Annotated in this window: 22 protein-coding genes; 11 read left to right on the top strand and 11 right to left on the bottom strand. The window is 73.9% G+C overall.

Annotation, left to right across the window (positions count from 1 at the left end; genetic code table 11):
* Positions 1 to 120: 120 nt before the first annotated feature.
* Positions 121 to 1101: a hydroxyacid dehydrogenase gene (locus tag ABT092_RS20875; protein WP_351245972.1), complete on the bottom strand. Its 981-nt coding sequence runs from the start codon at positions 1099 to 1101 to the stop codon at positions 121 to 123.
* 355 nt (positions 1102 to 1456) lie between these two features.
* Between ABT092_RS20875 and ABT092_RS20870 the strand changes: the two genes are divergently transcribed.
* On the top strand, positions 1457 to 2272 hold the full coding sequence (locus ABT092_RS20870) for a class I SAM-dependent methyltransferase (RefSeq protein WP_351245970.1): 816 nt from the start codon (positions 1457 to 1459) through the stop codon (positions 2270 to 2272).
* Between the two features lie 263 nt (positions 2273 to 2535).
* Positions 2536 to 2976, top strand: a complete 441-nt coding sequence (locus ABT092_RS20865) for an SPW repeat protein (RefSeq protein WP_351245955.1) — start codon at positions 2536 to 2538, stop codon at positions 2974 to 2976.
* Between the two features lie 146 nt (positions 2977 to 3122).
* On the opposite strand, the gene ABT092_RS20860 is transcribed toward ABT092_RS20865, so the two are convergent.
* Entirely contained in the window at positions 3123 to 3887 is a 765-nt protein-coding gene (locus ABT092_RS20860; RefSeq protein WP_351245953.1) for a response regulator, read from the bottom strand.
* The gene (locus tag ABT092_RS20855; RefSeq protein ID WP_351245951.1) at positions 3884 to 4849 is read right to left on the bottom strand and encodes a HAMP domain-containing sensor histidine kinase; all 966 of its coding nucleotides are present in this window, start codon (positions 4847 to 4849) and stop codon (positions 3884 to 3886) included. Before ABT092_RS20855 ends, ABT092_RS20860 begins: the two co-directional genes overlap by 4 nt.
* A 291-nt stretch (positions 4850 to 5140) precedes the next feature.
* Between ABT092_RS20855 and ABT092_RS20850 the strand changes: the two genes are divergently transcribed.
* Both ABT092_RS20850 and ABT092_RS20845 read left to right on the top strand, forming a co-directional pair.
* On the top strand, positions 5141 to 5626 hold the full coding sequence (locus ABT092_RS20850; protein WP_351245949.1) for a cation:proton antiporter regulatory subunit: 486 nt from the start codon (positions 5141 to 5143) through the stop codon (positions 5624 to 5626).
* Positions 5627 to 5630: 4 nt separating this feature from the next.
* Positions 5631 to 6905: a cation:proton antiporter gene (locus ABT092_RS20845; RefSeq protein ID WP_351245947.1), complete on the top strand. Its 1275-nt coding sequence runs from the start codon at positions 5631 to 5633 to the stop codon at positions 6903 to 6905.
* 46 nt (positions 6906 to 6951) lie between these two features.
* Here ABT092_RS20845 and ABT092_RS20840 read toward each other — a convergent pair whose 3' ends face one another.
* Positions 6952 to 7317 (bottom strand): hypothetical protein, encoded by a 366-nt coding sequence (locus ABT092_RS20840; RefSeq protein WP_351245946.1) that lies wholly within the window; start codon positions 7315 to 7317, stop codon positions 6952 to 6954.
* Between the two features lie 183 nt (positions 7318 to 7500).
* Between ABT092_RS20840 and ABT092_RS20835 the strand changes: the two genes are divergently transcribed.
* Positions 7501 to 8739: a DUF4032 domain-containing protein gene (locus tag ABT092_RS20835; protein WP_351245944.1), complete on the top strand. Its 1239-nt coding sequence runs from the start codon at positions 7501 to 7503 to the stop codon at positions 8737 to 8739.
* A 19-nt stretch (positions 8740 to 8758) separates the two neighbouring features.
* Here ABT092_RS20835 and ABT092_RS20830 read toward each other — a convergent pair whose 3' ends face one another.
* Together ABT092_RS20830 and ABT092_RS20825 are read right to left on the bottom strand one after the other, a co-directional pair.
* Positions 8759 to 9283 (bottom strand): DinB family protein, encoded by a 525-nt coding sequence (locus ABT092_RS20830; RefSeq protein WP_351245942.1) that lies wholly within the window; start codon positions 9281 to 9283, stop codon positions 8759 to 8761.
* Between the two features lie 61 nt (positions 9284 to 9344).
* Positions 9345 to 9836, bottom strand: coding sequence for a DUF5709 domain-containing protein (locus tag ABT092_RS20825; protein WP_351245940.1), 492 nt, complete (start codon positions 9834 to 9836; stop codon positions 9345 to 9347).
* 101 nt (positions 9837 to 9937) lie between these two features.
* Between ABT092_RS20825 and ABT092_RS20820 the strand changes: the two genes are divergently transcribed.
* The gene (locus tag ABT092_RS20820; RefSeq protein WP_351245938.1) at positions 9938 to 10756 is read left to right on the top strand and encodes a slipin family protein; all 819 of its coding nucleotides are present in this window, start codon (positions 9938 to 9940) and stop codon (positions 10754 to 10756) included.
* Here ABT092_RS20820 and ABT092_RS20815 read toward each other — a convergent pair.
* Entirely contained in the window at positions 10746 to 12026 is a 1281-nt protein-coding gene (locus ABT092_RS20815; RefSeq protein WP_351245936.1) for a cytochrome P450, read from the bottom strand. The genes ABT092_RS20820 and ABT092_RS20815 overlap by 11 nt on opposite strands.
* Positions 12027 to 12504: 478 nt before the next feature.
* Between ABT092_RS20815 and ABT092_RS20810 the strand changes: the two genes are divergently transcribed.
* Positions 12505 to 13926, top strand: coding sequence for a PP2C family protein-serine/threonine phosphatase (locus ABT092_RS20810; protein ID WP_351245934.1), 1422 nt, complete (start codon positions 12505 to 12507; stop codon positions 13924 to 13926).
* A gap of 35 nt (positions 13927 to 13961) precedes the next feature.
* On the opposite strand, the gene ABT092_RS20805 is transcribed toward ABT092_RS20810, so the two are convergent.
* Complete coding sequence (locus tag ABT092_RS20805) at positions 13962 to 15449, bottom strand: DNA-binding protein NsdB (protein ID WP_351245932.1); 1488 nt, start codon at positions 15447 to 15449, stop codon at positions 13962 to 13964.
* A 246-nt stretch (positions 15450 to 15695) separates the two neighbouring features.
* Between ABT092_RS20805 and ABT092_RS20800 the strand changes: the two genes are divergently transcribed.
* Positions 15696 to 16880, top strand: a complete 1185-nt coding sequence (locus ABT092_RS20800; RefSeq protein WP_351245930.1) for an aminoglycoside phosphotransferase family protein — start codon at positions 15696 to 15698, stop codon at positions 16878 to 16880.
* A 143-nt stretch (positions 16881 to 17023) separates the two neighbouring features.
* Here the strand turns inward: ABT092_RS20800 and ABT092_RS20795 are convergent, their stop codons facing one another.
* Both ABT092_RS20795 and ABT092_RS20790 read right to left on the bottom strand, forming a co-directional pair.
* A complete protein-coding gene (locus tag ABT092_RS20795; RefSeq protein ID WP_351245928.1) occupies positions 17024 to 17524 on the bottom strand; it encodes a hypothetical protein in 501 nt (166 codons plus the stop codon).
* 65 nt (positions 17525 to 17589) lie between these two features.
* Positions 17590 to 18219: a CGNR zinc finger domain-containing protein gene (locus tag ABT092_RS20790; RefSeq protein ID WP_351245926.1), complete on the bottom strand. Its 630-nt coding sequence runs from the start codon at positions 18217 to 18219 to the stop codon at positions 17590 to 17592.
* A gap of 137 nt (positions 18220 to 18356) precedes the next feature.
* Between ABT092_RS20790 and ABT092_RS20785 the strand changes: the two genes are divergently transcribed.
* Positions 18357 to 19001, top strand: a complete 645-nt coding sequence (locus tag ABT092_RS20785; protein ID WP_351245924.1) for a pyridoxine/pyridoxamine 5'-phosphate oxidase — start codon at positions 18357 to 18359, stop codon at positions 18999 to 19001.
* Positions 18998 to 19744, top strand: a complete 747-nt coding sequence (locus ABT092_RS20780) for a leucine-rich repeat domain-containing protein (protein ID WP_502968473.1) — start codon at positions 18998 to 19000, stop codon at positions 19742 to 19744. Before ABT092_RS20785 ends, ABT092_RS20780 begins: the two co-directional genes overlap by 4 nt.
* Positions 19745 to 19802: 58 nt before the next feature.
* Here ABT092_RS20780 and ABT092_RS20775 read toward each other — a convergent pair whose 3' ends face one another.
* Positions 19803 to 20708 (bottom strand): universal stress protein, encoded by a 906-nt coding sequence (locus tag ABT092_RS20775; protein WP_351245922.1) that lies wholly within the window; start codon positions 20706 to 20708, stop codon positions 19803 to 19805.
* Between the two features lie 356 nt (positions 20709 to 21064).
* On the opposite strand from ABT092_RS20775, the gene ABT092_RS20770 reads away from it, so the two are divergent.
* Entirely contained in the window at positions 21065 to 22894 is a 1830-nt protein-coding gene (locus tag ABT092_RS20770) for a serine hydrolase domain-containing protein (RefSeq protein WP_351245920.1), read from the top strand.
* Positions 22895 to 22901 lie beyond the last annotated feature (7 nt).

The raw sequence follows: 22901 nt of genomic DNA, 5'->3' as shown, positions 1-22901 counted from the left end.
CCTCGCTCGACTCCGCCGCCGGGCTGGCCGCCGACGACCTGGGGCCCGGGCAGGCCCCGGTGCACCGGGGGTCGGTGCCCGCGGCGGCCCGGGAGGCCGCCGCGGCCGCGGGTTGAGCCCTCAGGCCAGGAAGGGGAGCCGGGCGCGCAGGACGGGGTGGGCGAAGCCCTTCCCCGCGGCCCAACGGGTCACCTCGGCGACGGCCAGTTCGGTCAGCCGTCGCCACTCGTTGCCCTGGGAGCCCGCCAGGTGCGGGGTGAGGAGGACGTTGTCGCACTCCCACAGCGGATGGTCGACGGGCAGGACCTCGGGGTCCGTGACGTCCAGGACCGCACGGATCCGATCGGTGAGGAGCAGTTCGGTCAGGGCGCTCTGGTCGACCACCCCGCCACGGGCGGTGTTCACCAGGACCGCGTCCTGCCGCATGGAGGTGAGCAGCGCCCGGTTGACGAGCCCCTCCGTCGCGGGCAGGAGCGGGGTGTGGACGCTCACCACGTCACTGTCGGCGAAGAGTTCCCGGATGCCGACCGGCCGGGCACCGAGCGCACGGGCCTGCGCATCGGTGACGTACGGATCGTGCAGCAGCAGTTCGAGGTCGTGGGGGCGCAGCAGTTCGAGGACCCGCCGCCCGACCGCGGAGGCGGACAGGACGCCCGCGGTGCGCCGGTAGTTGCCGTCGGTGCGCGCGGTCCCGAACCCCTCGTCGCGGGCCCGACGGCCCCGGTAGGCACGGGCCCGTTCCAGGACCCGCTTGCCGGACAGCAGGACCATCGCGACGGTGTACTCGGCGACGGGCAGCGCATGGGCGGCGGCGGCCGAGGAGACCTCGATGCCGCGCTCCCAGCAGGCGTCGGTGATGTGGTGGCGCACGGAGCCGGCGGTGTGCACCACCGCCCGCAGTGCGGGCGCCGCGTCGAGGGCAGCCCGGTCGAGGGGCGGGCAGCCCCAGCCGGTCACCAGGAGGTCGACGTCGGCGAGGGCGGCCAGCGCGTGACGGGGGGCGAAGTCGTCCAGGACCGGCAGGGCCTGGAGGTCGCAGACGGCGGCGAGGGCGGTCAGGGCCTCCGGTTCGAGGAGGGCGTTCGCGGCCCGCCGGGACATGGCGAGGGCGGCGCGGGGACGGGTGGTCGGGGTCACGGTCTCTTCGCCTCTCGTGGGGACCGGAGTGCGCTCTGTCCGGCGAACGGCCGGCCCGTACCCGCCGATCCGGGCACGGGTAGGGGCATCCTGGACGTCCTGCGGGAAGCGGTCAAGCGGTTGCCCCTCCGAACTCACGGACACCACAAGCCCGTTCGCGGCGCTCCGGGCATCCGGCCGCGTCGTGCCCCCGTCGCCACGGCGGGGGCGGGTGCGGTTCCATGGGGGCATGACCGACGACGCGATCGAGAAGAACGGCGGACCGGCGCGGGAACCGGGCGACGGGGGGACGGGCGGGTTCGGCGAGGAAGCGCGGCGCATGATGAGCGCCAACCGGGCGAACTGGGACGCGCGCACCCCCGTCCACCTGGCCAGCCGGTTCTACGGGCTGGACGAGGAACTCGACCCGGCCCGGTGGTTCGCCCCCTTCGAGTGGGCGGACCTCGGACCGGTCCGGGACCGGGACCTGGTCCACCTCCAGTGCCACCTCGGCACCGAGACCCTGGCGTTCGCCGAACGCGGGGCCCGGGCGGTCGGGCTCGACCTCTCGGGGGCCTCGGTGGCCGCCGCACGCGACATCGCCGCGCTGGCCGGCGCCGACGTCCACTACGTGCAGGCGAACGTGTACGACGCCGTGCGGGCCCTCGACGGCCGGCGGTTCGACATCGTGTACACGGGCAAGGGCTCGCTGTGCTACCTGCCGGACCTGGACCGGTGGGCCCGCACGGTGGCCGACCTCCTCCGGCCGGGCGGGGCGTTCTACCTGGTGGAGTTCCATCCCCTGCTCAACGCCCTCGGCCCCGTACCGGGCCAGGACGAGGGCCCCGACCTGCTGCTGAGGCACGACTACCTGGCGGGGCGGGGGGCGATCCACCGGGACGCCCGGTACACGTACACGGACGGGCCCGCGGTGGCGGGCGCCACGGACAGCTTCGAGTGGCGGCACGGGGTGGGCGAGGTGGTGACGGCGGTGCTCGACGCGGGGCTGCGGGTCGAGGTGCTGCGCGAGCACGACGAGTTGCCCTGGCCGCGCTGGCCCGGCATGGTCCGCACCCCGTCCGGCTGGTGGCGCCTCCCGGAGGGGGCGCCGCGCGTTCCGCACCTGTTCGCGCTGCGGGCCTCCGCGCCCGTCTGACCGGCGCCCGCCCGGCGCCCGCCCGGTGCGGGGTCGGCGCGGGGTCGGCGCGGGGTCGGCGCGGGGTCGGCGCGGGGTCGGTGCGGGGTCGGTGCGGGGTCGGTGCGGGGTCGGTGCGGGGTCGGTGCGGGGTCGTCGGAAGATGACCCCGCGGCGCCCTACACATAAAGAAAAAATGAGAGCACTATGGACATATCGACATGAGCGGCACGCGTGGTCGCGACGGCGTGGTCGGGCGTGCGGCAGCGAAGGAGTCGAGTCTCATGGCCGACGTCTCACATCACAGGGCGGACATCACCTCCCACCCTGACGCTTCCGAAATGCGGGCACGGTACGAGCGCGTGCTGGGCGACCGCGACGTGGCGTTCGTGGACGGACCGGTGTTCCTGCTCGGTCTGTACTGCGCCATCTCCCCGTGGACCGTCCACTTCGCGAGCGGCCAGCCCACCCTGGCCACCCACAACCTGATCGTGGGCATCGCGATCGCGGCCCTGGCCCTCGGGTTCACCGCGATGCCGACCAGGATGTACGGCCTGAGCTGGGCCATGTGCGCCATGGGCGCCTGGCTGGTCATCGCCCCCTGGGTGGTGGGCACCAGCCCCGACACCGGCGTCATCCTCAACAACGTCATCGTCGGCGCCCTGACCTTCCTGCTGGGCTTGGCCTGCGTGGGCACGGCCATGCGCAGCGGACGCCAAGGGTGACCGACGAGACCCGCGGCAGGAGGTGACCACCGGTCGCCGCGGGTGAACGAAACGCCCACCCACCGGCCCGGCCACCGCGCCGACCGGTCGGTGGCGCACCCACCCGCACGAGGATCCGAGCCGGCCCCGGGACGCCCGGGGCCGGCTCAGGGGTCGATGAGGCCGGCCCTGATGGCGTACCGGGTGAGTTCCAAGCGGTCCTTGAGACCCAGCTTCTGGAGCAGGTTGGCCCGGTGGCGCTCCACCGTCTTCACGCTGATGACCAGCAGGTCCGCGATCTCCTTGGAGGTGTGGCCCTCCGCGACCAGCTTGAGGATCTCCTCCTCGCGCTCGGTGATGGTGCGGGCGGGCAGGCGCTCCCCCCGCTCGACCCGCTCCAGGTAGCCGCGCACCAGCGCGGGCACCGCCCCCGGATGCACGAAGGGCTCGTCCCGCATGGCGGCGCGACAGGCTTCCACCAGGTCCCGGTCGGCGACCGACTTGAGGACGTACCCGCTGGCCCCGACCTTCAGCGCCTCGAAGAAGTACTGCTCGTTGTCGTACATCGTCAGGAAGAGGATGCGCAGGTGCGGCAGGCGCCGGGTGAGCTCGCGGGCCGCCTGGAGTCCGGTCATCCGGGGCATGCCGATGTCGAGGATGGCCAGGTCCACCGGGGTCGAGCGGGCCGCGACGACCGCCTCGGCCCCGTCCCCTGCCTCGGCGACCACCAGGAGGTCGGGTTCGCCGTCGAGGATGAGCCGCACCCCCCGGCGGACCAGGGCGTGGTCGTCGGCCAGCAGGATGCGGACCGGGCCGGCGCGCCCGGCGGCCGGGCGCCCGGGGCGCGGCGGCTGGACGGGGCCCCGGCCCGGGCTCCGTGGAGCGCGCCCCGGGGGCTTGCCCGCACCGGACGGCGGTTCGGATGGGGTCATGGGTCGGTTTCCTCCACCGGTTCGCGGACGTGCAGCCGTACTTCCGTGCCCGGCGCCCCCGTGCGGGGCCCCACGGTCAGCTCCGCCCCGATCAACAGGGCGCGTTCCCGCATGCCGCGGATGCCCGCCCCCTCGGCGGCGTCGCCGATGCCGCGGCCGTCGTCGGTGACCACCAGTTCGGTGCGGCCCCCGGCGCGGCGCAGTTCCAGGGTGACCTCGCGGGCCCGGGCGTGGCGGGCGGCGTTGGTGAGCGCCTCCTGCGCCACCCGGTAGACCACGAGTTCGGTGTCGTGGTCGAGGGCGGGTGCGGTGCGGGGGGCGCCCGCGACCCGGGTGCGCACGGCCACTCCGTGGTCGGGGAACTCGGCGCCGAGGGCGCGCAGGGCACTGGCGAGGCCGAGTTCGTCCAGCACTCCGGGGCGCAGCCGGCGGGCGATCCGACGGATCTCGTCCAGGGTGCCGCGGGTGGCCTCCTGGGCGAGGGCGACCTCCTCGCGCAGGTCCGCGGGGGCCCGGTCGGCGACGCGCTTGAGTTGCAGGAGCACGACGGTGAGGGTCTGGCCGACCTCGTCGTGGAGTTCCTGCGCGATGCGGTGCCGCTCGTCCTCCTGGGCGGAGAGCACCCGGGCGGTGCTGCTGGCCCGGTCGTGTTCGAGTCGGTCCAGCATGGTGTGGTAGGTGCCGATCAGGGCGGCCATCTCGGCGGGGCCGGTCACCGGCGGCCTGTTCCCGGGGCGCAGCAGGTCGGCGGTGGCCATGGCCCGGCTGAGACGGCCCAGCGGGGCGAGGCCGATCCTCAGGACCGCCGCACTGACGACGAGCATCACCACGAGGCCGATCACCACGGCGAGCGCCTCCCCCGGGCGGACCGGGGTGGAGACCGTCACGGGGCCCAGCAGCAGCACGGCGGCCACCATCAGCACGGCGGCGTTGAGCAGGAAGATCCGCCAGAACAGCGACACGCTCCCCCTATCCTTCCTCGTGCGTGCGCGTGACGGTCCACCCGCCACGGCCCCGGACCCGCGGCGCGGACCTCTCCCCGACCAGTGTCACCCGCTGATCGGGGGGCCGTCCATCCGTGGTGACACCCATGTCGGTGGTGGGGCGCTGATGGCAGCATGGGGCGGCTTCGCCGGGGCCGGTGGAGGGGGGACGGCCGGACGCGTGATCGACTGTCCCCCGCCGATCGGCGATCGGCGGCACCCACGCGGTACACGAGAACAGAGCGACACGACAAGAGGGGGGACCAGGCTGTGCCTGCTCCACGGATGCGGACGACGCCCTTGCCGGGGATCGGCGTCCAGTACGACCTGACCACACGGGAACACCAACACCTGTCGGTGGTGGCCCATCGGGACGGCACCCGCACGGTGAACATGTACCGGTCGGACGATCCGGACGCCTGCGCGCACTCCATGCACCTCACCACCGGTGAGACGGCGTCCCTGATCGACGCGCTCACCCCCGAGCACCACAGCTCCAGCCTGCTGCACACCACCGACCTGGGTCTGGTGGCCGAGCGGATCGAGGTCACCAGCATCTCCCTGTGGAACGGCAAGGTGCTGGGCGACACCCGGATCAGGACCGAGACCGGGGCGTCGGTCGTCGCGGTGCTCCGGCGGTCGGGGGCGATCCCGTCCCCCGCCCCGGACTTCCGTTTGGCGGGCGGCGACACGCTCATCGTCATCGGCACCCGCGAGGGCGTCGAGGCGGCGGCCACGATCATCGGGCAGGAGTGAGCGCGTGCATTCTGCGGTCCTGTTGATCGAATTCGGTGCGATCATCCTCGCTCTGGGGCTGCTCGGACGCATCGCGGGCAGACTCCGGTTCTCGCCGATCCCCCTGTACCTCCTGGCCGGCCTGGCCTTCGGGGAAGGCGGACTGCTACCGCTCGGAGCGAGCGAGGAGTTCGTGGCGATCGGGGCCGAGATCGGTGTGATTCTGCTCCTGTTGATGCTCGGCCTGGAGTACACGGCGAGCGATCTGGTCTCCAACCTCAAGACGCAGTACCCGGCGGGCGCCGTGGACTTCGCGCTCAACGCGTTGCCCGGCGCCGCCGCCGCACTGCTGATGGGCTGGGGCCCGGTGGCGGCCGTGGTGCTCGGCGGCGTGACCTGGATCTCATCGTCCGGGGTGATCGCCAAGGTCCTCGGCGACCTGGGCCGGGTCGGCAACCGCGAGACGCCGGTGGTCCTCAGCGTGCTGGTCCTGGAGGACCTGGCGATGGCGGTCTACCTGCCGATCATCACCGCGCTGCTGGCCGGGGTCTCGCTCGCGGCGGGCAGCGCCACGCTGGCGATCGCGCTGGGCGTGGCGGGTCTGGTGCTGTTCGTGGCGGTGCGCTACGGCCGGGTGATCTCCCGGTTCGTCTCCAGCGACGACCCGGAGAAGCTGCTGCTGGTGGTGCTGGGCCTGACGATCCTGGTCGCCGGCATCGCGCAGGAACTCCAGGTGTCGGCCGCGGTCGGCGCGTTCCTGGTGGGCATCGCGCTCTCCGGTGAGGTGGCCGAGGGTGCCCACACGCTGCTGAGCCCGCTGCGGGACCTGTTCGCGGCCGTGTTCTTCGTGTTCTTCGGGCTGCACACGGACCCGGCCAGCATCGTGCCGGTCCTGGTGCCCGCACTCGCGCTCGCCGTGGTCACGGCCGGCACGAAGATCGCCACCGGCTACTGGGCGGCGAAACGCGCCGGGGTCGGCGTCAAGGGCCGCTGGCGGGCCGGCGGCACGCTGGTGGCGCGCGGCGAGTTCTCCATCGTCATCGCCGGCCTGGCGGTGACCGCCGGGGTGGAACCCTCGCTCGGCCCGCTGGCCACCGCCTACGTGCTGATCCTCGTGGTGATCGGGCCGCTGACCGCCCGCTTCACCGAACCGATCGCGGCACGTGTCACCGCCCACCTGCGGGAACGGCGCGGCCAGCCTCCCCTCGTCGAGGGCGGGATCGTGCTGCCCGAGCAGTCGACCTCCTCGCCCGGGGCGGCGGAGTCCGCGGAGGCGAAGCACTCCTCGACCCGCGAGTGACCGGGTGCCCCGCCCGGGTGCCCGACCCCGGGCGGGGCCGACGTCCTCACGGTGCGGGCGGCGGTATCCGTCGGTAGGCGGTCCGCGCACTGGCCACCCGGGCCACCAGGGTGCCGGTGAGCGCCGCGCCCAGCAGCAGGAACATCCGCTGGAGGTCCACCGGGGCGCTCCAGGTCAGCACCCCGGCGGGCGGGATGCCGAAGGCGTTGAAGAACAGCCAGCACAGACAGGCGATGCCGGGGACGGCGCCCAGTCGGGCTCGGGCGCCGAGCGCCGCGGCCAGGACGGAGAGCGCGGCCAGGTGCACCAGGGGCTCGCCGGGGCCCAGCGCCTGGTTCACCCCGCCGACCAGCAGTCCCGAGCCGAGGAAGGCGCCCGCCCACACCCGCGGGGTGGCCACGGGTTCGGGCACCGCTCTCGCTCCGGCACTCAGCAAACGCCACTGCACGTGTCCGCCCTCCTCGCCGTTCCCGTGGTCCGGTGCGCCGGTCGCACCCACCGGGTGGGGAGCCGCCGCTGCGGCGGGCCGTCGCCGGGCCCGTGACGGCGCGACCGGCCCGCCGTGGTGGGACCCCGGCCGGGTAGCTTACGGTCCATGGTTCTCCAGATCAGCGCCACCAACCCCGAGCACCCGGCCCTCCTGCTCGACCTGCCCTGGGACACTCCCCTGGAACACTGGCCCGAACACCATCTGGTGGCCCTCCCGCGCGGTATCTCCCGCCATGTGGTGCGCTACGCGCGCGCCGGGGACGAGGTGGTCGCCGTCAAGGAGTTGGCCGCCCGGCCGGCGCTGCGCGAGTACGAGCTGCTGCGCGTCCTGGACCGGATGGGAATACCGGGCGTCGACCCGCTCGCCGTGGTCACCGGGCGCACCGACACCGAGGGCGAGCCCCTGGAGCCGGTGTTGATCACCCGCCACCTGAAGGGCTCGCTCCCCTACCGGTCGATGTTCGAGACCACGATGCGGCCCTCCACCATGGGCCGGTTGATGGACGCCCTGGCCGTCCTGCTGGTGCGGCTGCACCTGGCCGGTTTCGCCTGGGGCGACTGCTCCTTGTCGAACACGCTGTTCCGGCGGGACGCGGGGGCCTTCGCCGCCTACCTGGTGGACGCGGAGACCGGGGAACTGCACGAGCGGCTGAGTCACGGGCAGCGCGACTACGACGTGGACCTGGCACGGGTCAACATCGCCGGTGAGCTGATGGACCTGGAGGCGGCGGGGGCGCTGCACCCCTCGGTGGACCCGGTGGAGTTCGGCACCACGATCTGCGGGCGCTACCGGGAGCTGTGGACGGAGCTGACCCGGGAGTCGGTGTATCCGGTGGGCAAGCGCCACTACATCGACCGACGGATACGACGGCTCAACGACCTCGGGTTCGACGTGGCGGAGATGCAGATCAGCCAAGGGGACGAGGGGGACCGGGGGGACACGGTGACCTTCGTGCCGAAGGTGGTGGACGCCGGGCACCACCAGCGTCAACTGCTGCGACTGACCGGGATGGACACCGAGGAGAACCAGGCCCGCCGGCTACTCAACGACCTGGAGGGCTGGATGGCGACCCAGGACGACTACGCGCCGGGCGACCCGCTCGGGGCCCGCCCCGAGGTGTTGGCCCACCGCTGGGTGCGCGAGGTGTTCCGTCCCACGGTGCGCTTGGTTCCGCTGGAGATCCGCAAGCAGGTGGACCCGGCGCAGATCTTCCACGAACTCCTGGAACGGCGACTGGAGTTGTCGGAACGGGCGGAGCACGACGTGACGCTGGAGGCGGCGGCCGAGCAGTACGCGGCCGGATGGCGCCCCCCGCTGTTGGTCCAGGGGGACGCCGTGGAGTGAGCCGGGCGGCGCGGAACGCTCAGGCGGCCGCGCGGACCAACCGGGCCCGACCGATCTCGGCGACGTTCTTCATCAGCTCGGCGTTCGCCCAGGCCAGCAACTGGGCCCGGGGGCACGGGGGGCTGTCGGGGCCCAGGCCCGGTACCTCGGCGTCCAGGTCGGCGTCGGTGAGCGCGTCCAGTGCGGCGTTCCACTCGGTGTGCAGCCCGCGCAGCCATGCCACCGTCGAGGCGCCGTCGCCGGGCCAGGTGATCTCGGTCCGCTCGCGCGGAACCCGGCCCCGGAGCTGGTCGAGCGCGGTCGACCACCACCAGCCGAGGTGCCAGCTGAGCCAGCCGATGGTGGGCACCGGCACCGGGTCCGGTTCGACGTCGGCCCAGTCCGGCACCCAGGTGCCGTCCGGGGCGGGGCGCACCGTCCAGACGTGGGAGGCGGCCGGCTCGGCGAGGAAGTCGGCTTCCTCCAGCCGGTCGAGGTGGTACTCGAAGAGCGACCAGGTGAGGTCGGACTGCCAGCGCAGCAAGGCGATTCGGGTCGAGGTCACCGCCCGACCCAAGCACGGGACGATCGGGGACGCCAATCGTTTTCCGGGCGCCCCCGGGCCGTCACCAGACGTCGCGCGCGGTGCGCTCGTCCTCCGGGTCGACCAGGTGGACGGCCGCCTCCTCCGCCGAGGCCGCCGCACCGTCGATACCGACGTCGGAGGCGATCAGGTCGCCGACCGGGTTCTCGTGGGCGCCCTCGTCGGGGGCCACCAAGCGGCCCGCCCGGACCCGGCCCACCTCCGCGTCCCGCGGTTCCCCGTCCGTGTCGGTCGTGTCGCCGACCCCGTCGCCCTCGGGCACCCGGACGTCCGGCAGTTCCTCGGCCAACCGCTGCTCCAGCGTCTCGCCGCGCAGTTGGTCGGTGAAGGTCAGGTCGTCCCGGTCCACGGCGTGCGGACGGTCCGGCGGGGAGTACCCGCGGTCGAGCGGATCGTCGACCCCGTCCCTGACGAGGGTGTCGGCCGCGTCGAGCAGCCCCTCGTCGTCCTGCACCTCGGAGCCGTCGGGCTGATAGACGTCATCGCCCCGGCCGGTGTCGTGCTGGCGCTCCATGCATTCCATCGTCCACCCGCGTCACCGTTCCGCAAACCCGCGGCGATCGGGGCGGGCATACCCTGGTACGAGGGGACGACGCGGACTCCTTGGGGGTCGTGATGGTCCAGGAACTGGTGGGAGCGGCCGTGGGGCTGGTCGGGGTCGCCGGGGTCTACGCGGCGACCGCGGCCAGGGTCGTCAAGCAGTACGAGCGGGGCGTGGTCCTGCGGCTGGGGCGGCTGTCCGGCGGGGTGCGCGGCCCCGGCTTCACCATGGTCGTCCCGGTGGTGGACCGGCTGCACAAGGTGAACATGCAGATCGTGACCATGCCGGTGCCCGCCCAGGAGGGCATCACCCGGGACAACGTCACCGTGCGGGTGGACGCGGTGGTGTACTTCCGCGTCGTGGACGCCGCCAACGCGATCATCCGGGTGGAGGACTACCGCTTCGCGGTCTCGCAGATGGCGCAGACCTCGCTGCGCTCGATCATCGGCAAGAGCGACCTCGACGACCTGCTGTCGAACCGGGAGAAGCTCAACCAGGGCCTGGAGCTGATGATCGACAGCCCGGCCGTGGGCTGGGGCGTGCAGATCGACCGGGTCGAGATCAAGGACGTGTCGCTGCCCGAGACCATGAAGCGTTCCATGGCGCGCCAGGCGGAGGCCGACCGGGAACGGCGGGCCCGGGTGATCAACGCGGATGCGGAACTCCAGGCGTCCCGCAAGCTCGCCGAGGCGGCGGGGGTCATGTCGCAGCAACCCGCGGCCTTGCAGTTGCGGCTGTTGCAGACGGTGGTCGCGGTCGCCGCCGAGAAGAACTCGACCCTGGTCCTGCCCTTCCCGGTGGAGCTGCTCCGCTTCCTGGAACGGGCCCAGCGCCCCGCCGTCCCGCCGTCGGGTGACGGCGGGACGGACGGGGAGGCTTCCGCTACCAGCTGACGGTCAGGGTGCGCGGCCCCCGGAGGAAGCCCTTGCTCTGGAACGGAACGTCCTCGGGGGCCACCGCCAGCCGCAGGTCCGGATAGCGGGTCAGCAGGGTGGAGAGCATCACCTCGGACTCCATCCGGGCCAGCATCGCGCCCATGCAGTGGTGCGGGCCGTGGCCGAAGGAGAGGTGCGCGGTGCCCAGGCGGTCGAAGTCGATGTCGTCGGGGGCGTCGAAGACCTCGGGGTCGCGGTTGGCGGCGAGGTAGGAGGCGTAGACGGCTTCGCCGGCCCGGATCTGGGCCCCGCCGACCCGGACGTCCTCGGTGGCGATCCGGGGCAGGCCCACTCCGTTGCGGTGCGGGATGTGCCGGATCAGCTCGTCGACGGCCTGCGGCAGGAGCTCCGGACGGGCGCGCAGTCGGGCGGCGAGGGCGGGCTGGGTCAGCAGGACGTAGACCATGTTGGAGGTGTTGTAGCGGACCGCGTGGGCGCCGCTGACCAGGATGGCGGTGGCCATGGAGACCGCTTCGGCCTCGGTGATGTCCCCGGCTTCCATGCCTTCGGCGAGCGCTCCGGCGAGGTCCTCCGCCGGCTGTTCCAGGCGGGAGTGCAGCAGGTCCACGATGAACGCCGTGACCTGTGCCTTGGCCTCGTTGCCGGCCTTCGGGGAGGTCATCGAGAGGATGACGTCCCCCCAGCCGATCAGCCCCTCGCGACCGTCGCGCTCGACGCCCAGCAGGTCGCAGACGACGGTGAGGGGCATCGGCGCGTGCAGATGGGCCACCAGGTCGGCCGGGGAGCCGCCGTCCTCCATCCGGTCGAGCAGGGTGTCGCAGGTCTGCTGGGCGAGGGGGCGCAAGCGTTTGACGGCCCGCCCGGTGAACGCCTTCTGCACGCTCTTGCGCAGCCGGCTGTGGTACGGCGGGTCCGCGTAGTTGAGGCCGGCGGTGGAGGCCACCCGGTGGCCCGACATGCCGGTGACGGTGGTCTCGGCGAGGGCGGCCCGGCTGAACCGGGGGTCGGAGGTGACGAACTTGACGTCCTCGTAGCGGGTGACGAGCCACGCCTCGTGGCGGTCGCCCGCGAAGGGCAGGGTGATCCGGGCGACCCGTTCCCCGTGCAGCACCTCGGTGAGCAGCGGGTCGAAGGTGAGCGCGGGCAGGTCGTCGACGGCCCAGTCGTGCACCGGGTGGTCCGCCGCGTCGATCGGAGGGGCCGGAGGGGCGGCGCTCGCCGACCCGGCGGAGGAGGCGGTCCCTGCGGTGCTGGGCCGGTAGGTCATCGTGCTCGTCTCCCGGTGGGTGGGGGCATCGGACGGGTGCCGGGCGGCCGGTGCGGCCCGGTCGTGTCGATGCCTTCCCGCACGGGAAGGCGGCCGACCACACCGGGGCGGATGCGACGCCTGAACGGAGGACGGCGGGCATTCACACCCGCACATTCCGTGAATGTGATCCTCGCCACACAAGAGGGGAGGATTCATCGCACCCCGCCCAGCCGGGGACAAGGGCCGCGTTCCCCTCGACAGCAGGCGCTCACACGTTCGAACACCGCCTGTCACCAGGGGCGCACGGGGGGTGGGAGGCGGGGGCGACTCCTCGTCCGCCGCGGGAGCGGAGCCCTCCGGATCGCCATCGGCATATGCCAAACGCACCCCCCGCCCGGGTGTCGCCAAAGTCCTTACGGCACCTGCCGCGCTGTGCGACAGTCGTACCCGGTCTTCCGCCCCGCCCCGGCCGTCCCGTTCCCTCACGGAGTACGTCATGCCCCACGTCTTCGCGGATCGCCCCGGTCACGCAACGGACCCGGCGCCGCGCGACCCGGTCGCCTCGCTGATCACCCAGGCCCGCCGACTGCGGGGGGAGGTCGACGCGGCGCGCCGCGGAACCCCCCGCACGGACGGCGACGCACGGGGCCGTTGGCAGCACGCCCTGTACGACCTGGCCCTGCACCACCTGAGCGACCTCGACGAACACCTCGCCCAGCTCAACGAGGAGCCACCGGACCCCGCGGACTTCCCCGAAGCCGCCCCCTTCGCCCCGCCCCCCGCACCGGGCCCGCGGCACGGCAGGACCGGCAGCGCCGAATGGAACCTGCTCACCGACGAGGCGCACTGGTCCGCCGCCTGGTACGAGATCGTGGGGCTCGACCCCTCGACCCCTGCGCTGACCCTGGACGAGCTCCCCTCCCTGGTCCGCCCCGAGGACCATCCGCTGCTCACCACCATGGTCACCGGCTGTCTGATCGACGGCCGCCCCCTCGACGGCGAGTTCCGGATCCGTCGCCCGGACGGAACCGAGCGCACCGTCCACATGACCGGCGAGCCCGTCCTCGACGCCGACGGCAGCACCGCCGCCATGTGGGCGGTGCTGCACGACGTGACCGAACGCCGGCACAGCGAACGGGCGCTCCACGAGAGCCACGCGTCCTTCCGGCACGCCCACCACGTCGAGCGGGCCGCCCACCAGGCGGCCGTCGACCTCCAGGAGGCCGTGCTCCCCCCCTGGGGCGGGCCCCTGCGCCTGCCGCACCGGGGCCCGGGCGCCCTCGACCTGGCCGCGCACTACCTCCCCTCCGCCACCGGCACCCTGGTCGGCGGCGACTGGTACGACGCCCTGGAACTGCCGGACTCCGACGTCCTCCTGAGCATCGGCGACCTCACCGGTCACGGAGTCCCCGTCACCTCGGGCATGGCGCTGCTGCTCGGCGCGCTGCGGGCCACGGCCGTCTCCGGCACCGCGCCCGGGCCCCTGCTGGGCGTGCTCAACCACCTCCTCGACGCCTCGGTCCAACCCGCGCTGGGCAGCACCGCGGTCTGTCGCTACCGTCCCGCGTCCCGGACCCTGACCTGGGCCCAGGCCGGGCATCCCGCGCCCCTGCTGTTCCGGGACGGAACGGGGCGCGTGCTGCCCCCGCCGGACGGCGTGCTCCTCGGGGCCAGCAGCGGAGCCCGCTACGGCCAGAGCGAGGTGCCCCTGCACGCCGGCGACCTGCTGCTGCTGCACACCGACGGGCTGGTGCCCCGGCGCACCGGCCCCGCCGCCCACCGACGCCTGCTCGCCCTCGCCCCGCGGCTCGCGGCGGCCCGCAGCGCCCAGGAGTGCGTCCGCGCGGTGATCGAGGAGTTCGGGGACCGGGAACGCGAGGACGACGCCTGCGTACTGGTCGCACGGGTCGTCGACTGAGCACACCCACCGAACGGACGGGCGGATCCGGGGCCTCAGCGCGCGGCGGACCCGGTCCGCTTCTCCTTCGGGAGCGCCTGCTCGATGTCCTCGCGCAGTTCCCCGATCTGCGTGGAGCCCGTGTACCGGCTGGTCAGCCGGTACATCTCGCGGAGCCGGTCCCAGGTCCGGTGGGAGGAGTTGTCCCCCATGGAGGACAGCGCCAGCCGGGCGTACACGTCGGCCTGCTCCGGGTCCTCCGCGATGAAGCACGCCGAGGCCAGGGAGATGTGGTCGAAGATCTTCGACCGGTCGTGGCCCTCCTTGCGCAGGTGGAGCGCCCGCTGGGCGTGCCGCCGGGCGGTGTGCGCGGCAGCCGGCTCGTGCTCGGCCAGGGTGCGGTAGGCGAGGGCCTGCATCCCGTGCAGGTCCGCCTCGTCGAACATCTGCATCCAGTTCGGCGGGGGGACGTCGCCCCGGTCGGAGACGAACAGGTCCTCCGCGTGCCCCAGGGTGCGGCGCATCGCCTGCCCGCGCCCCATCGACGCCTCCGCCCACGCCTCGATGGTGTAGAGCATGGCCCGGGTGCGGGGCAGGGTCTCGTCGCCGCAGCCCGACTGGGCGAGCTTCATCAGGTCCAGGGCGTCGTCGGGACGGCCCAGGTGGACCATCTGCCGCGCGGCCCGGGACAGGGCCTCGCTCGCCCGGGGGCGGTCGCCGCCCTCGCGGGCCGCGTGCGCGGCGATGACGAAGTACTTCTGGGCCGTGGGCTCCAGGCCCACGTCGTGGGACATCCACCCCGCGAGGACCGCGAGGTTGGCCGCCACGCCCCACAACCGGCTCTGGATGGGCTCGGGGTGACGGTACGACAGCATCCCGCCCACCTCGTTGAGTTGGCCCACCACGGCCTTGCGCTGGAGTCCGCCGCCCCGGGCGGCGTCCCACTTGCGGAACACGTCGACCGAGGTCTCCAGCCCCTCGACCTCCTGGATCCCGATGGGGGTGGCCTCGTAGCGGTCGGCCGCCACCGGGTCGGCGTGCAGCGGATCGAGCAGAACGGGGGCGTCGGCCGCGAGGGCCGTATCGGCGTGCAGCCAGTCGTGCAGGGCACTGCTGAGTGCGGAGCCGGCGGCGAGCGCAGCGCTCGCACCCATCAAGCCGCGTCGGTTGAGCATGAGGTCCATTCCCGTGAATTCGGTGAGGACCGCGGCCGTTCGACCGGGCGCCCACGTCACGCCGTGGAGGTGCGGGGCACCTCCGGAGGCGCGGCGTTTGCCGGAACGCCCGTGCCGCACCAGTCCGAGGTCCTCGATGGTCACGACACGACCGAGTCGCTCGGTGAACAGCGCCGCCAGCACCCTGGGCACCGGATCGCGCGGAATCTCCCCCGTGTCGATCCAACGCCGCACCCGCGAGGTGTCGGTGGCCAGCTGGGGATGCCCCATGGCTGCCGCCTGCCGGTTCACCGACCTCGCGAGCTCCCCCTTGGACCAGCCGGCCAGGCCGAACAGGTCCGCAAGGCGGGTGTTGGGTTGTCCGCTCACGTCAAGCCCCCAGGTTCTCGGCTGGGTTGACAGTATCGTCGGCAATCCGCGCGGCAGTTGCTGAGCGACTATTCGCCAGGGTTCGCCAGGGTCCGCCACATGGTGTGCCACCACGCCCGGGGTGTCAGGTAGGAAGGCGCCACTTCGGCCCGGCGACCGACGAGCACTCCCCAGGGTGCCCGTCCGTCCGTCGCCGGGTCGAGGGCGCAGGCCAACCGTCGGCACACGAAGGGATCTGTTTCGCCCATGTACGCAGCGTCGTCCTCCGTGTCCGCCCTGCCCCGGGTACAGCACACCCCCGTTCCCCGCGCCGTACCCGCCGCGGGCCGGACGCGCGAGGCACCCCCGCAGCCGGGCGGCGGACCCTATCTGGACCCCTCGCGCTCCGCGCTGGGGGGCCGGACACGGCGCGTACCGGGACTCGCGGGGCCGCTGGGCGGGCGGCTCGACCTGTCCGGCCCCCAGGGCACCCAGTTGCGCGCGGCCATCGCGTCGGTGCGCCGGGTCTGCCCCGAGTTCAGCCCGGTGCAGGTGTTGCGCCGCAGTGCGCGCTCCGTCCTCCTCATCGGTACGACCGGCCGGAGCACCGCGGTCGCCAAGTGCCGCCTCGACCGGACGATGGGCGGTGCGGAGCGGAGCAGGCACGAAATAGCTGCGTACCGCTCGTTCGTCCGGCACCGGCCGCCCGTGCGGGTGCCCAGGCTGATCGCAGCGGACCCGGACAACTGCACCCTGGTCATCGAGCGCCTGCCGGGACGGGCCGCCGCCCTGCAACGGCACCCGGTGGAATCACCACCCCGCCCCGACCTCCAGGCGGCCCTGGCCGCCGTGGGCCGACTGAACCGCTGGCAGCCCCCGGAGGGGGTCTTCGGTCGCCCCCTCGACTACGTCCAGCGCATCAACCGGTACCACGAGCTGGGCCTGCTGACGGACCGTGACCTGGGTGACCTCCAGAAGCTGTTGCACGGCATCGCCCAGGCCGCTCCCTCGACGCCGTCGGGCGGACGGTCCGGGATGCTCCAGTTCTGCCACGGGGACGCCCTGCTGTCGAACATGCTGCTCTCGCCGGTCGGCCCGGTCCTGGTGGACTGGGAGCACGCGGGGTGGTACCTGCCCGGCTACGACCTGGCGACCTTGTGGGCGGTGCTCGGTGACGCGCCGGCGGCCCGCCGGCAGATCATCACCCTGGCCCATGCCGAGGGCACCGCGGCCAGGGACGCGTTCCTGGTGAACCTGATGCTCGTGCTGACGCGCGAGATCCGCCGGTACGAGACGGCGGTGCAGCGATCGATGCAGGACGGCCCCCCGCAAGCCCCGGTGCAGCAGGGCGCGTTGGCGCCGGGCGAGGAGCAGCGGCTCTTGCTGCGGCGGCTGCACGACGACTGCCAGTCGGCCCGCCGCGCGGTGCGGGCGGCCGTGGGTACCCGCTGAATCCACGGCCCCGACCACCGGACCGGCCCGAGGTCCGTGGAGCCACCCCGTTCACCGGGAGTGGCTCCACGGGCCCCGGGTCCTCGTGCACTCGGCCGAGTGCCCCGCGGGGCACTCGGCCGCGCGGGGTCGGGGACGGTCGTTCAGCCCTGCTGGAAGAGTTCGGCGGGCAAGGGCTTGAGCAGGGCGTAGAGATCGTCGGTGATGGGGCGGTCCCAGGCCGCGATGGTGACCAGCACGCCGTCGTTCCGGTCGAACTGGACGCAGGAGATGCGGCTCTCGGAGAGCTTGAGACGACGCACGATCAGGAGGTTGTCACCCTGCATCACGGGGACGTCCTCGGTGCCCGTGACGGTGACCTCCTCCTCGTTCTCCAGCGCGATCAGCAGCTGTGCGACCTCGAAGGGCACCTGCCCCGGCGGCACCTCCCGGGCGGCGGAGCCTTCGGGAAGGTTGCCGATGATCATCGCGGGTCCGCGTCCGCCGAACAGGTCGTACCGCAGGAACACGCCCTGACAGCTGCCGTCGGGGGCCGGGAGCAGTCCGGCACCGAGGTTCCCGGGCCAGTCGCCCGGTTCCATGGCCAGAACGTCGAAGTCGGGGCCCGCAGGGGTCGCGGCACTGCGGCGGCGGAGGAAGGACATGAGGACATGGTACGTGTCGCGGGCCGGATTCCGCCGTGGGGTTGGAGAGGTCCACGGACCCGTTCTCACGGCGTCGCACGCTGCCGTTCGTGGTGTCGGGCGACCCTGGCGCGATTGCCGCAGGAGGGTGTGCACCAGCCCTGACGGGGATGCTCCTTGAGGAAGTAGCGCACGCACCGGGGGCCGGGGCAGACGCGCAGGCGCTCCGCGTCCGGGCCCGTCAGGAAGGCGCCGGCGGCACCGGCGAGGGAAGTGATCAGCAGGTCACCCGCGACGGCCCGGGCGGCGGGGGTGGCGTCCAGCGCGGGTGCGGCCCCTTCGGGCCAGGCCAGCACGGGCACCACGGGCACCCGGCGGGCCGCGGCGTTCAGCACCGCGAGGGCCTGGGGAACGGTCGGGAGGCGGTGGGCGTCGGCGCGGCTCGGCGGGGCCGGACGCACCGCCCGGGCGAACAGCGCGCGAACGGCGGACCGCAGCGACCGGACCTCCTGGAGATTGGCTGGATCTGCTGTGTAGCGGACGGCGTCGAGACCGGTCGCGAAGACGGTGGAGCGCTGCCGGACCCATGCGGTGAGGTCCGCGGGAACGGTCAGGTCGTCGGCGACCCCGCCGCGCCCGTCGTGACGCAGGGTGAGCGCCAGGTCCAGGGTGAGCACGGTGTGCCCGCGGGAGGGGGCGGATGCTGCGGCGACCATGGCCCCAGCGTAGCTGCCTAATGGTAGGTTCAGCACCAACCATTAGCAACGGTGAGTGACCGATCAGGGGGCCTGCGGTGGACCGACCAGCACCGGGAACGACCGACCTCCCACCCGTCGGAGGCGGGGCGGAGGGAATGCGCCCGTTCCTGCGGGGACTGGAGGTGTTCGCCGGGGAACTGCCCGACTTCGATCCTTCGACGGCACCGGACACGCCCGCCGAACTGTTCGTGCAGTGGCTGCGGCACGCCGTGCGGGCGGGGGTCCGCGAACCCCACGCCATGACCGTGTCGACGGTGGACGCCCAGGGCGATCCGGCGGCCCGGGTGCTGATCCTCAAGGACGTGGACCAGAACGGGTGGCGGTTCGCCTCGGACGCGCACGGCGAGAAGGGCCGTCACCTCGCGGAGCACCCCTACGCCGCCCTGACCTTCTACTGGTCGGCCCTCGCCCGGCAGGTGCGGGTACGGGGCCCGGTGGTCCGGGAGGACCCGGAGCGGGCCGCCGCCGACTTCCTGGCCCGCAGCCCCGGAGCACGGGCCGAGACGCTCCTGGGCAAGCAGTCCCGGCCCCTGGCCGACCTCGCCGAACGGGACCGCGCCGTGGCGCGGGCCCTGGCCCTGCTCGCACGGGACCCGGAGCGCGTCGCACCCGGCTGGACCCTGCACGCCGTGCGGCCCGAGACCGTGGAGTTCTGGCAGGGCGATGCGACCCGACGGCACACCCGGCTGCGGTACGTGCGCACCCCCGAGGGCTGGCGCACGGAGTTGCTGTGGCCGTGACCGTCGGCGACGGGCCGCGCGAAGACCCCGAGGCCCTCGACTACTGGCGGCAGCAGCGCGGCGGGGTGCCCGAGGAGGTCTGGGCGCACCCGCGGCTGCGGATGCTGGTCCTCGCAGAGAACGCCCTGACCTCCGTGCCCGAGCGGATCGGCACCCTGCGCCACCTCCACACCCTGGACCTGGGGCACAACCGGCTCACCGCGCTCCCCGCCGCCCTCGGCGCCCTGACGGGCCTGGACCGGTGCCTCTACCTGCACGACAACCGGTTGGCCTCGCTCCCCGACGCGCTGGGCCGGCTCCACCGGCTCCGCTACCTGAACGTGGGCGAGAACCGGCTGACCGCGCTGCCCGCCGCCCTCGGGGGCTTGGCCGCGCTGACGGAGTTGCGGGCCCAGCACAACGGGCTCACCGCGCTCCCCGACGCCTTGGGCGCGCTGCGTTCCCTGCGGGAACTGTGGCTCCGGGGGAACCGGCTGGGGGGACTGCCGTCCTCGTTCACCGGTCTGACCCGACTGCGGGAGGTGGAGCTCCGGGAGAACGCCCTGGTCTCCGTGCCGACGGCCCTGCGGGGGCTGCCCGCGCTGCGCCGCCTGGACCTGCGCGGCAACGCGCTGCGGTCGCTGCCCGACTGGTTGGCCGAGCTCCCGGCGCTGGAGAAGCTGGACCTGCGGTGGAACCCGGTCGAGGTGCCGGCGGCCCTGCTGCGCGCCCTGACCGAGCGGGGCTGCGTGGTGCTGCACTGACGGGAGGCGGCCGGTCGGTCCGGGCACTCGGACCGACCGGCCGCCCCGGCTCGGGGCGTCAGCCCTCGGTGCCCTCCTCCGGCGGGACGACCGCGACCGGGCTCGCCGCGTGGAGCAGCACCGCCTGGGTGACCGAGCCGAGCAGCCGGGCCGGCTTCAGCAGCCGTCGCCGGTGGCGGCCCACCACGATCAGCTCCGCGTCCTTGGAGGCACCGACGATGTGGCCGGCCGCGTCACCCGGCGCGGCGATCACGGCCACCCGCACGTCCGGGAACTCCTCCCGATGGGGGGCGACGATGTCGCGGACCAGGGCGACGGTCTCGTCCTGCGCGGCCTGCTGGTCGGACTGCGAGGGGACGAAGCCGCCGGCCGCCGTCCACACGTACTCGGGCCAGGGGAAGGCGGACACCACGTCCAGCCGGGCGCCCATCCGGTCGGCGGCGGCGAAGGCGAAGGCGAGGGTGTGCGCGTCGGGCACCTCGGCGGACGCACCGACGACCACCCGCGGGCCGGGCTCGACCTCGGCGGCGTTCTGTACCTCGCGGCCCTCCACCGGGACGACCACCACCGGGCAGGAGGCGTCACGGGCCGCGGCCATGCCGTTGGAACCCAGCAGCAGACTGGCGAAGCCGCCCCGGCCCCGCGAACCGAGCACGATCAGCTGGGCGGAGTCACCGAGCCCGGGGATGACGGAAGCCGGGGCGCCCTCGTAGTCCACGTACTCGACGGCCGGCGTCCCCGACCGGTCGGCCAGCCGGTTGCGGACCTGGGTGAGAACGGGGTCGACCGCGGGCTCGGGCTCCCCGGAGAGCAGGACCTCGGGCTGGTTGGTGGGTGCGTACTGGCGGACGTGGACGACGCGCAGACTGGTGTCGCGCCGCTCGGCCTCCGCCAACGCCCAGTCAAGGGCGCGCAGGCTGCTGTCCGATCCGTCCACCGCGGCGATGACGGGCAGGGTGCTCATGTGTTCCTCGTCTCCGGCGTCTGCGTCGACACGCGGTCACGGGCCGGGGCCGCGTCACCGTCGTGATCGACTGTTCTGCTGCCACCCTGTCGCACCGGGCGAGTGCAGGACAGGGCCGAAGGTCACGTGTCATGAAGAATCACCGGAACCCCCCGGGGGCCGTCGGGCCCGGTGCGAGGACGACCCGTCAGGTCCCTTCGGATCGACGCGGCAGGCGGTCGGCCCGGTGCCGCTCCCCGGGTGACGGATCCGGTCGCCGCACCGCGGGCGGTGTTGACACCGCGCGGGCCCGAGCACACCCTCGGGCTCGTCCGCCGACGTCCGGACGCACCGCGCCCCGCCCTGGAGGTCCGCCCATGCCCCCCACCGCCCCGGCCGACCCGCCCGAGCCCGTGGCCGCACCCGTCACCGCCCCCGGGGTGAGCCGACGTGCCCTCGGCGCGCGCACCCTGGCCCTGGGCGGGGCCCTGACGCTGGTGCCCCTGGCGGCGGGCGTCTGCGGGGCGGCGCCGGGGCGCGGCAGCCGCGACGGCGCCCCGAGGCTGCGCCGGGGCAGCGCCCGGCGGGCCGGACTGCTCGCCCCGCACCTGGAGCGTCTGGTCACCGACGCGGAGCGGTTCCTGCACCCCTCCCCCACCCGTCCCTGGTACGCGGGCGCCGTCCTCCTGGCCGGGCGCGGCGACACCGTGGCGCTGCACCGGCCGATCGGGACGGCGGTGCGCTACGCGGGGTACGACGAGCGCACCGACCGCGGGGTGGAGTTCCCGCCGGCGCAGCAGATCCCGATGGCCGAGGACACCGTCTTCGACCTGGCGTCGGTGTCCAAGCTGTTCACCTCGCTGCTGGCGGTGCAGCAGTGCGAGCGCGGGGCGTTGGCGTTGGAGGAGACGGTCGCCACCCGGCTGCCGGAGTTCGCGGCGGCCGGGAAGCAGGACATCACGGTGCGCCAGTTGCTCACCCACACCTCCGGGCTGCGGTCCTGGCTGCCGCTGTACGCCGAGCCCACCCGGCAGGCGCGGCTCGACCGGCTGTGGCAGGAGGCGCCGCAGCACCCGCCGGGCACCGGGTACCTCTACTCGGACCTCAATCTGATCGCCCTCCAACTCCTGTTGGAACGGCTCACCGGACGGTCCCTGGACGCACTGCTGCACGAGGAGGTCACCGGGCCGCTGGGGATGCGGGGGACCCGCTTCAACCCGCCCACCTCGTGGCGGCCCCGGATCGCCGCCACCGAGGACGCCCGTCCCCCCTGGTCCGGGCTGGAGCGGGGGCTGGTGTGGGGGGAGGTCCACGACGAGAACGCCCACGCCTTCGGCGGGGTCGCCGGCCACGCGGGGGTGTTCTCGCGCGCCTGGGACCTCGCGGTGCTGGCGCGGACGCTGCTGAACGGCGGCGCCTACGGGCGGACCCGCATCCTGCGGCCGGAGTCCGTGGACCTGATGTTCACCGACGCCAACTCCGCCTTCCCGGGGGACGAGCACGGCCTCGGGTTCGAGCTGTACCAGCACTGGTACATGGGGGCGATGGCCACTCCGCGCACCGCGGGCCACACCGGGTTCACCGGTACCTCCCTGGTCCTCGACCCGAGCACCGACACCTTCCTGGTGCTCCTCGCCAACTCCGTGCACCCGGTGCGCAGCTGGCGATCCGGTTCGGCGCCGCGGGTGGCCGCCGCCGACCACCTGGCCCGGGCCGTTGCGGTGCGCCCGCCGCGGGGGCGGCGCACCGCGTGGTTCGGCGGGACGGCGCACGCGACGACGGCGACCCTGGCGCTGCCCGTCCTGGCCCTCACCGGCGAGCGCCCGAGGCTGCGGTGCGCCCTGTGGTGGGACACCGAGCCCGGCGCCGACGGCCTGTGCCTGGAGGCGTCCACCGAGGGGGACGGCGCGTGGCGGCCGGTGCCGCTGCGCACCGCGCGGCCGGACGCGCCCCCCGTGGAGCACCCGGACGGGACGGTGAGCGGCTGGTCCGGTCGGGTCTGGCACCGGGCGGAGGCCGACCTCTCCCCGTGGCGGGGCGAGGCGGTGCGGCTGCGCTGGCGCTACGGCACGGACCGGAGGTACCTGGGGCGGGGGGTGTACGTGGCGGGGCTGCGGGTGGATGACGGGCGGCGGGTCTTCGACGACCGCCGTCCGGCCGACGGGGCGGCCCTCGTCGCGGTGGGGTGGGTCCGTTCGGCCGACTGAGGCCCGC

Origin of the sequence: Streptomyces sp. NPDC002490 (assembly GCF_040296045.1) — a bacterium.
In the GTDB taxonomy this organism is placed as follows: domain Bacteria; phylum Actinomycetota; class Actinomycetes; order Streptomycetales; family Streptomycetaceae; genus Streptomyces.
The sequence above is the reverse complement of the archived record's forward strand: the minus strand, read 5'-3'. Positions and strand labels throughout refer to the sequence as shown.

What these genes read in the sequence shown, in the direction of transcription:
- ABT092_RS20815 (WP_351245936.1), bottom strand. Translation starts at nt 12,026, where the DNA reads ATGACCTACCGGCCCAGCACCGCAGGGACCGCCTCCTCCGCCGGGTCG.
- ABT092_RS20775 (WP_351245922.1), bottom strand. Translation starts at nt 20,708, where the DNA reads ATGAGCACCCTGCCCGTCATCGCCGCGGTGGACGGATCGGACAGCAGC.
- ABT092_RS20860 (WP_351245953.1), bottom strand. Translation starts at nt 3,887, where the DNA reads ATGACCCCATCCGAACCGCCGTCCGGTGCGGGCAAGCCCCCGGGGCGC.
- ABT092_RS20875 (WP_351245972.1), bottom strand. Translation starts at nt 1,101, where the DNA reads ATGTCCCGGCGGGCCGCGAACGCCCTCCTCGAACCGGAGGCCCTGACC.
- ABT092_RS20825 (WP_351245940.1), bottom strand. Translation starts at nt 9,836, where the DNA reads ATGGAGCGCCAGCACGACACCGGCCGGGGCGATGACGTCTATCAGCCC.
- ABT092_RS20835 (WP_351245944.1), top strand. Translation starts at nt 7,501, where the DNA reads ATGGTTCTCCAGATCAGCGCCACCAACCCCGAGCACCCGGCCCTCCTG.
- ABT092_RS20770 (WP_351245920.1), top strand. Translation starts at nt 21,065, where the DNA reads ATGCCCCCCACCGCCCCGGCCGACCCGCCCGAGCCCGTGGCCGCACCC.
- ABT092_RS20800 (WP_351245930.1), top strand. Translation starts at nt 15,696, where the DNA reads ATGTACGCAGCGTCGTCCTCCGTGTCCGCCCTGCCCCGGGTACAGCAC.
- ABT092_RS20810 (WP_351245934.1), top strand. Translation starts at nt 12,505, where the DNA reads ATGCCCCACGTCTTCGCGGATCGCCCCGGTCACGCAACGGACCCGGCG.
- ABT092_RS20870 (WP_351245970.1), top strand. Translation starts at nt 1,457, where the DNA reads ATGATGAGCGCCAACCGGGCGAACTGGGACGCGCGCACCCCCGTCCAC.
- ABT092_RS20795 (WP_351245928.1), bottom strand. Translation starts at nt 17,524, where the DNA reads ATGTCCTTCCTCCGCCGCCGCAGTGCCGCGACCCCTGCGGGCCCCGAC.
- ABT092_RS20785 (WP_351245924.1), top strand. Translation starts at nt 18,357, where the DNA reads ATGCGCCCGTTCCTGCGGGGACTGGAGGTGTTCGCCGGGGAACTGCCC.
- ABT092_RS20790 (WP_351245926.1), bottom strand. Translation starts at nt 18,219, where the DNA reads ATGGTCGCCGCAGCATCCGCCCCCTCCCGCGGGCACACCGTGCTCACC.
- ABT092_RS20820 (WP_351245938.1), top strand. Translation starts at nt 9,938, where the DNA reads ATGGTCCAGGAACTGGTGGGAGCGGCCGTGGGGCTGGTCGGGGTCGCC.
- ABT092_RS20865 (WP_351245955.1), top strand. Translation starts at nt 2,536, where the DNA reads ATGGCCGACGTCTCACATCACAGGGCGGACATCACCTCCCACCCTGAC.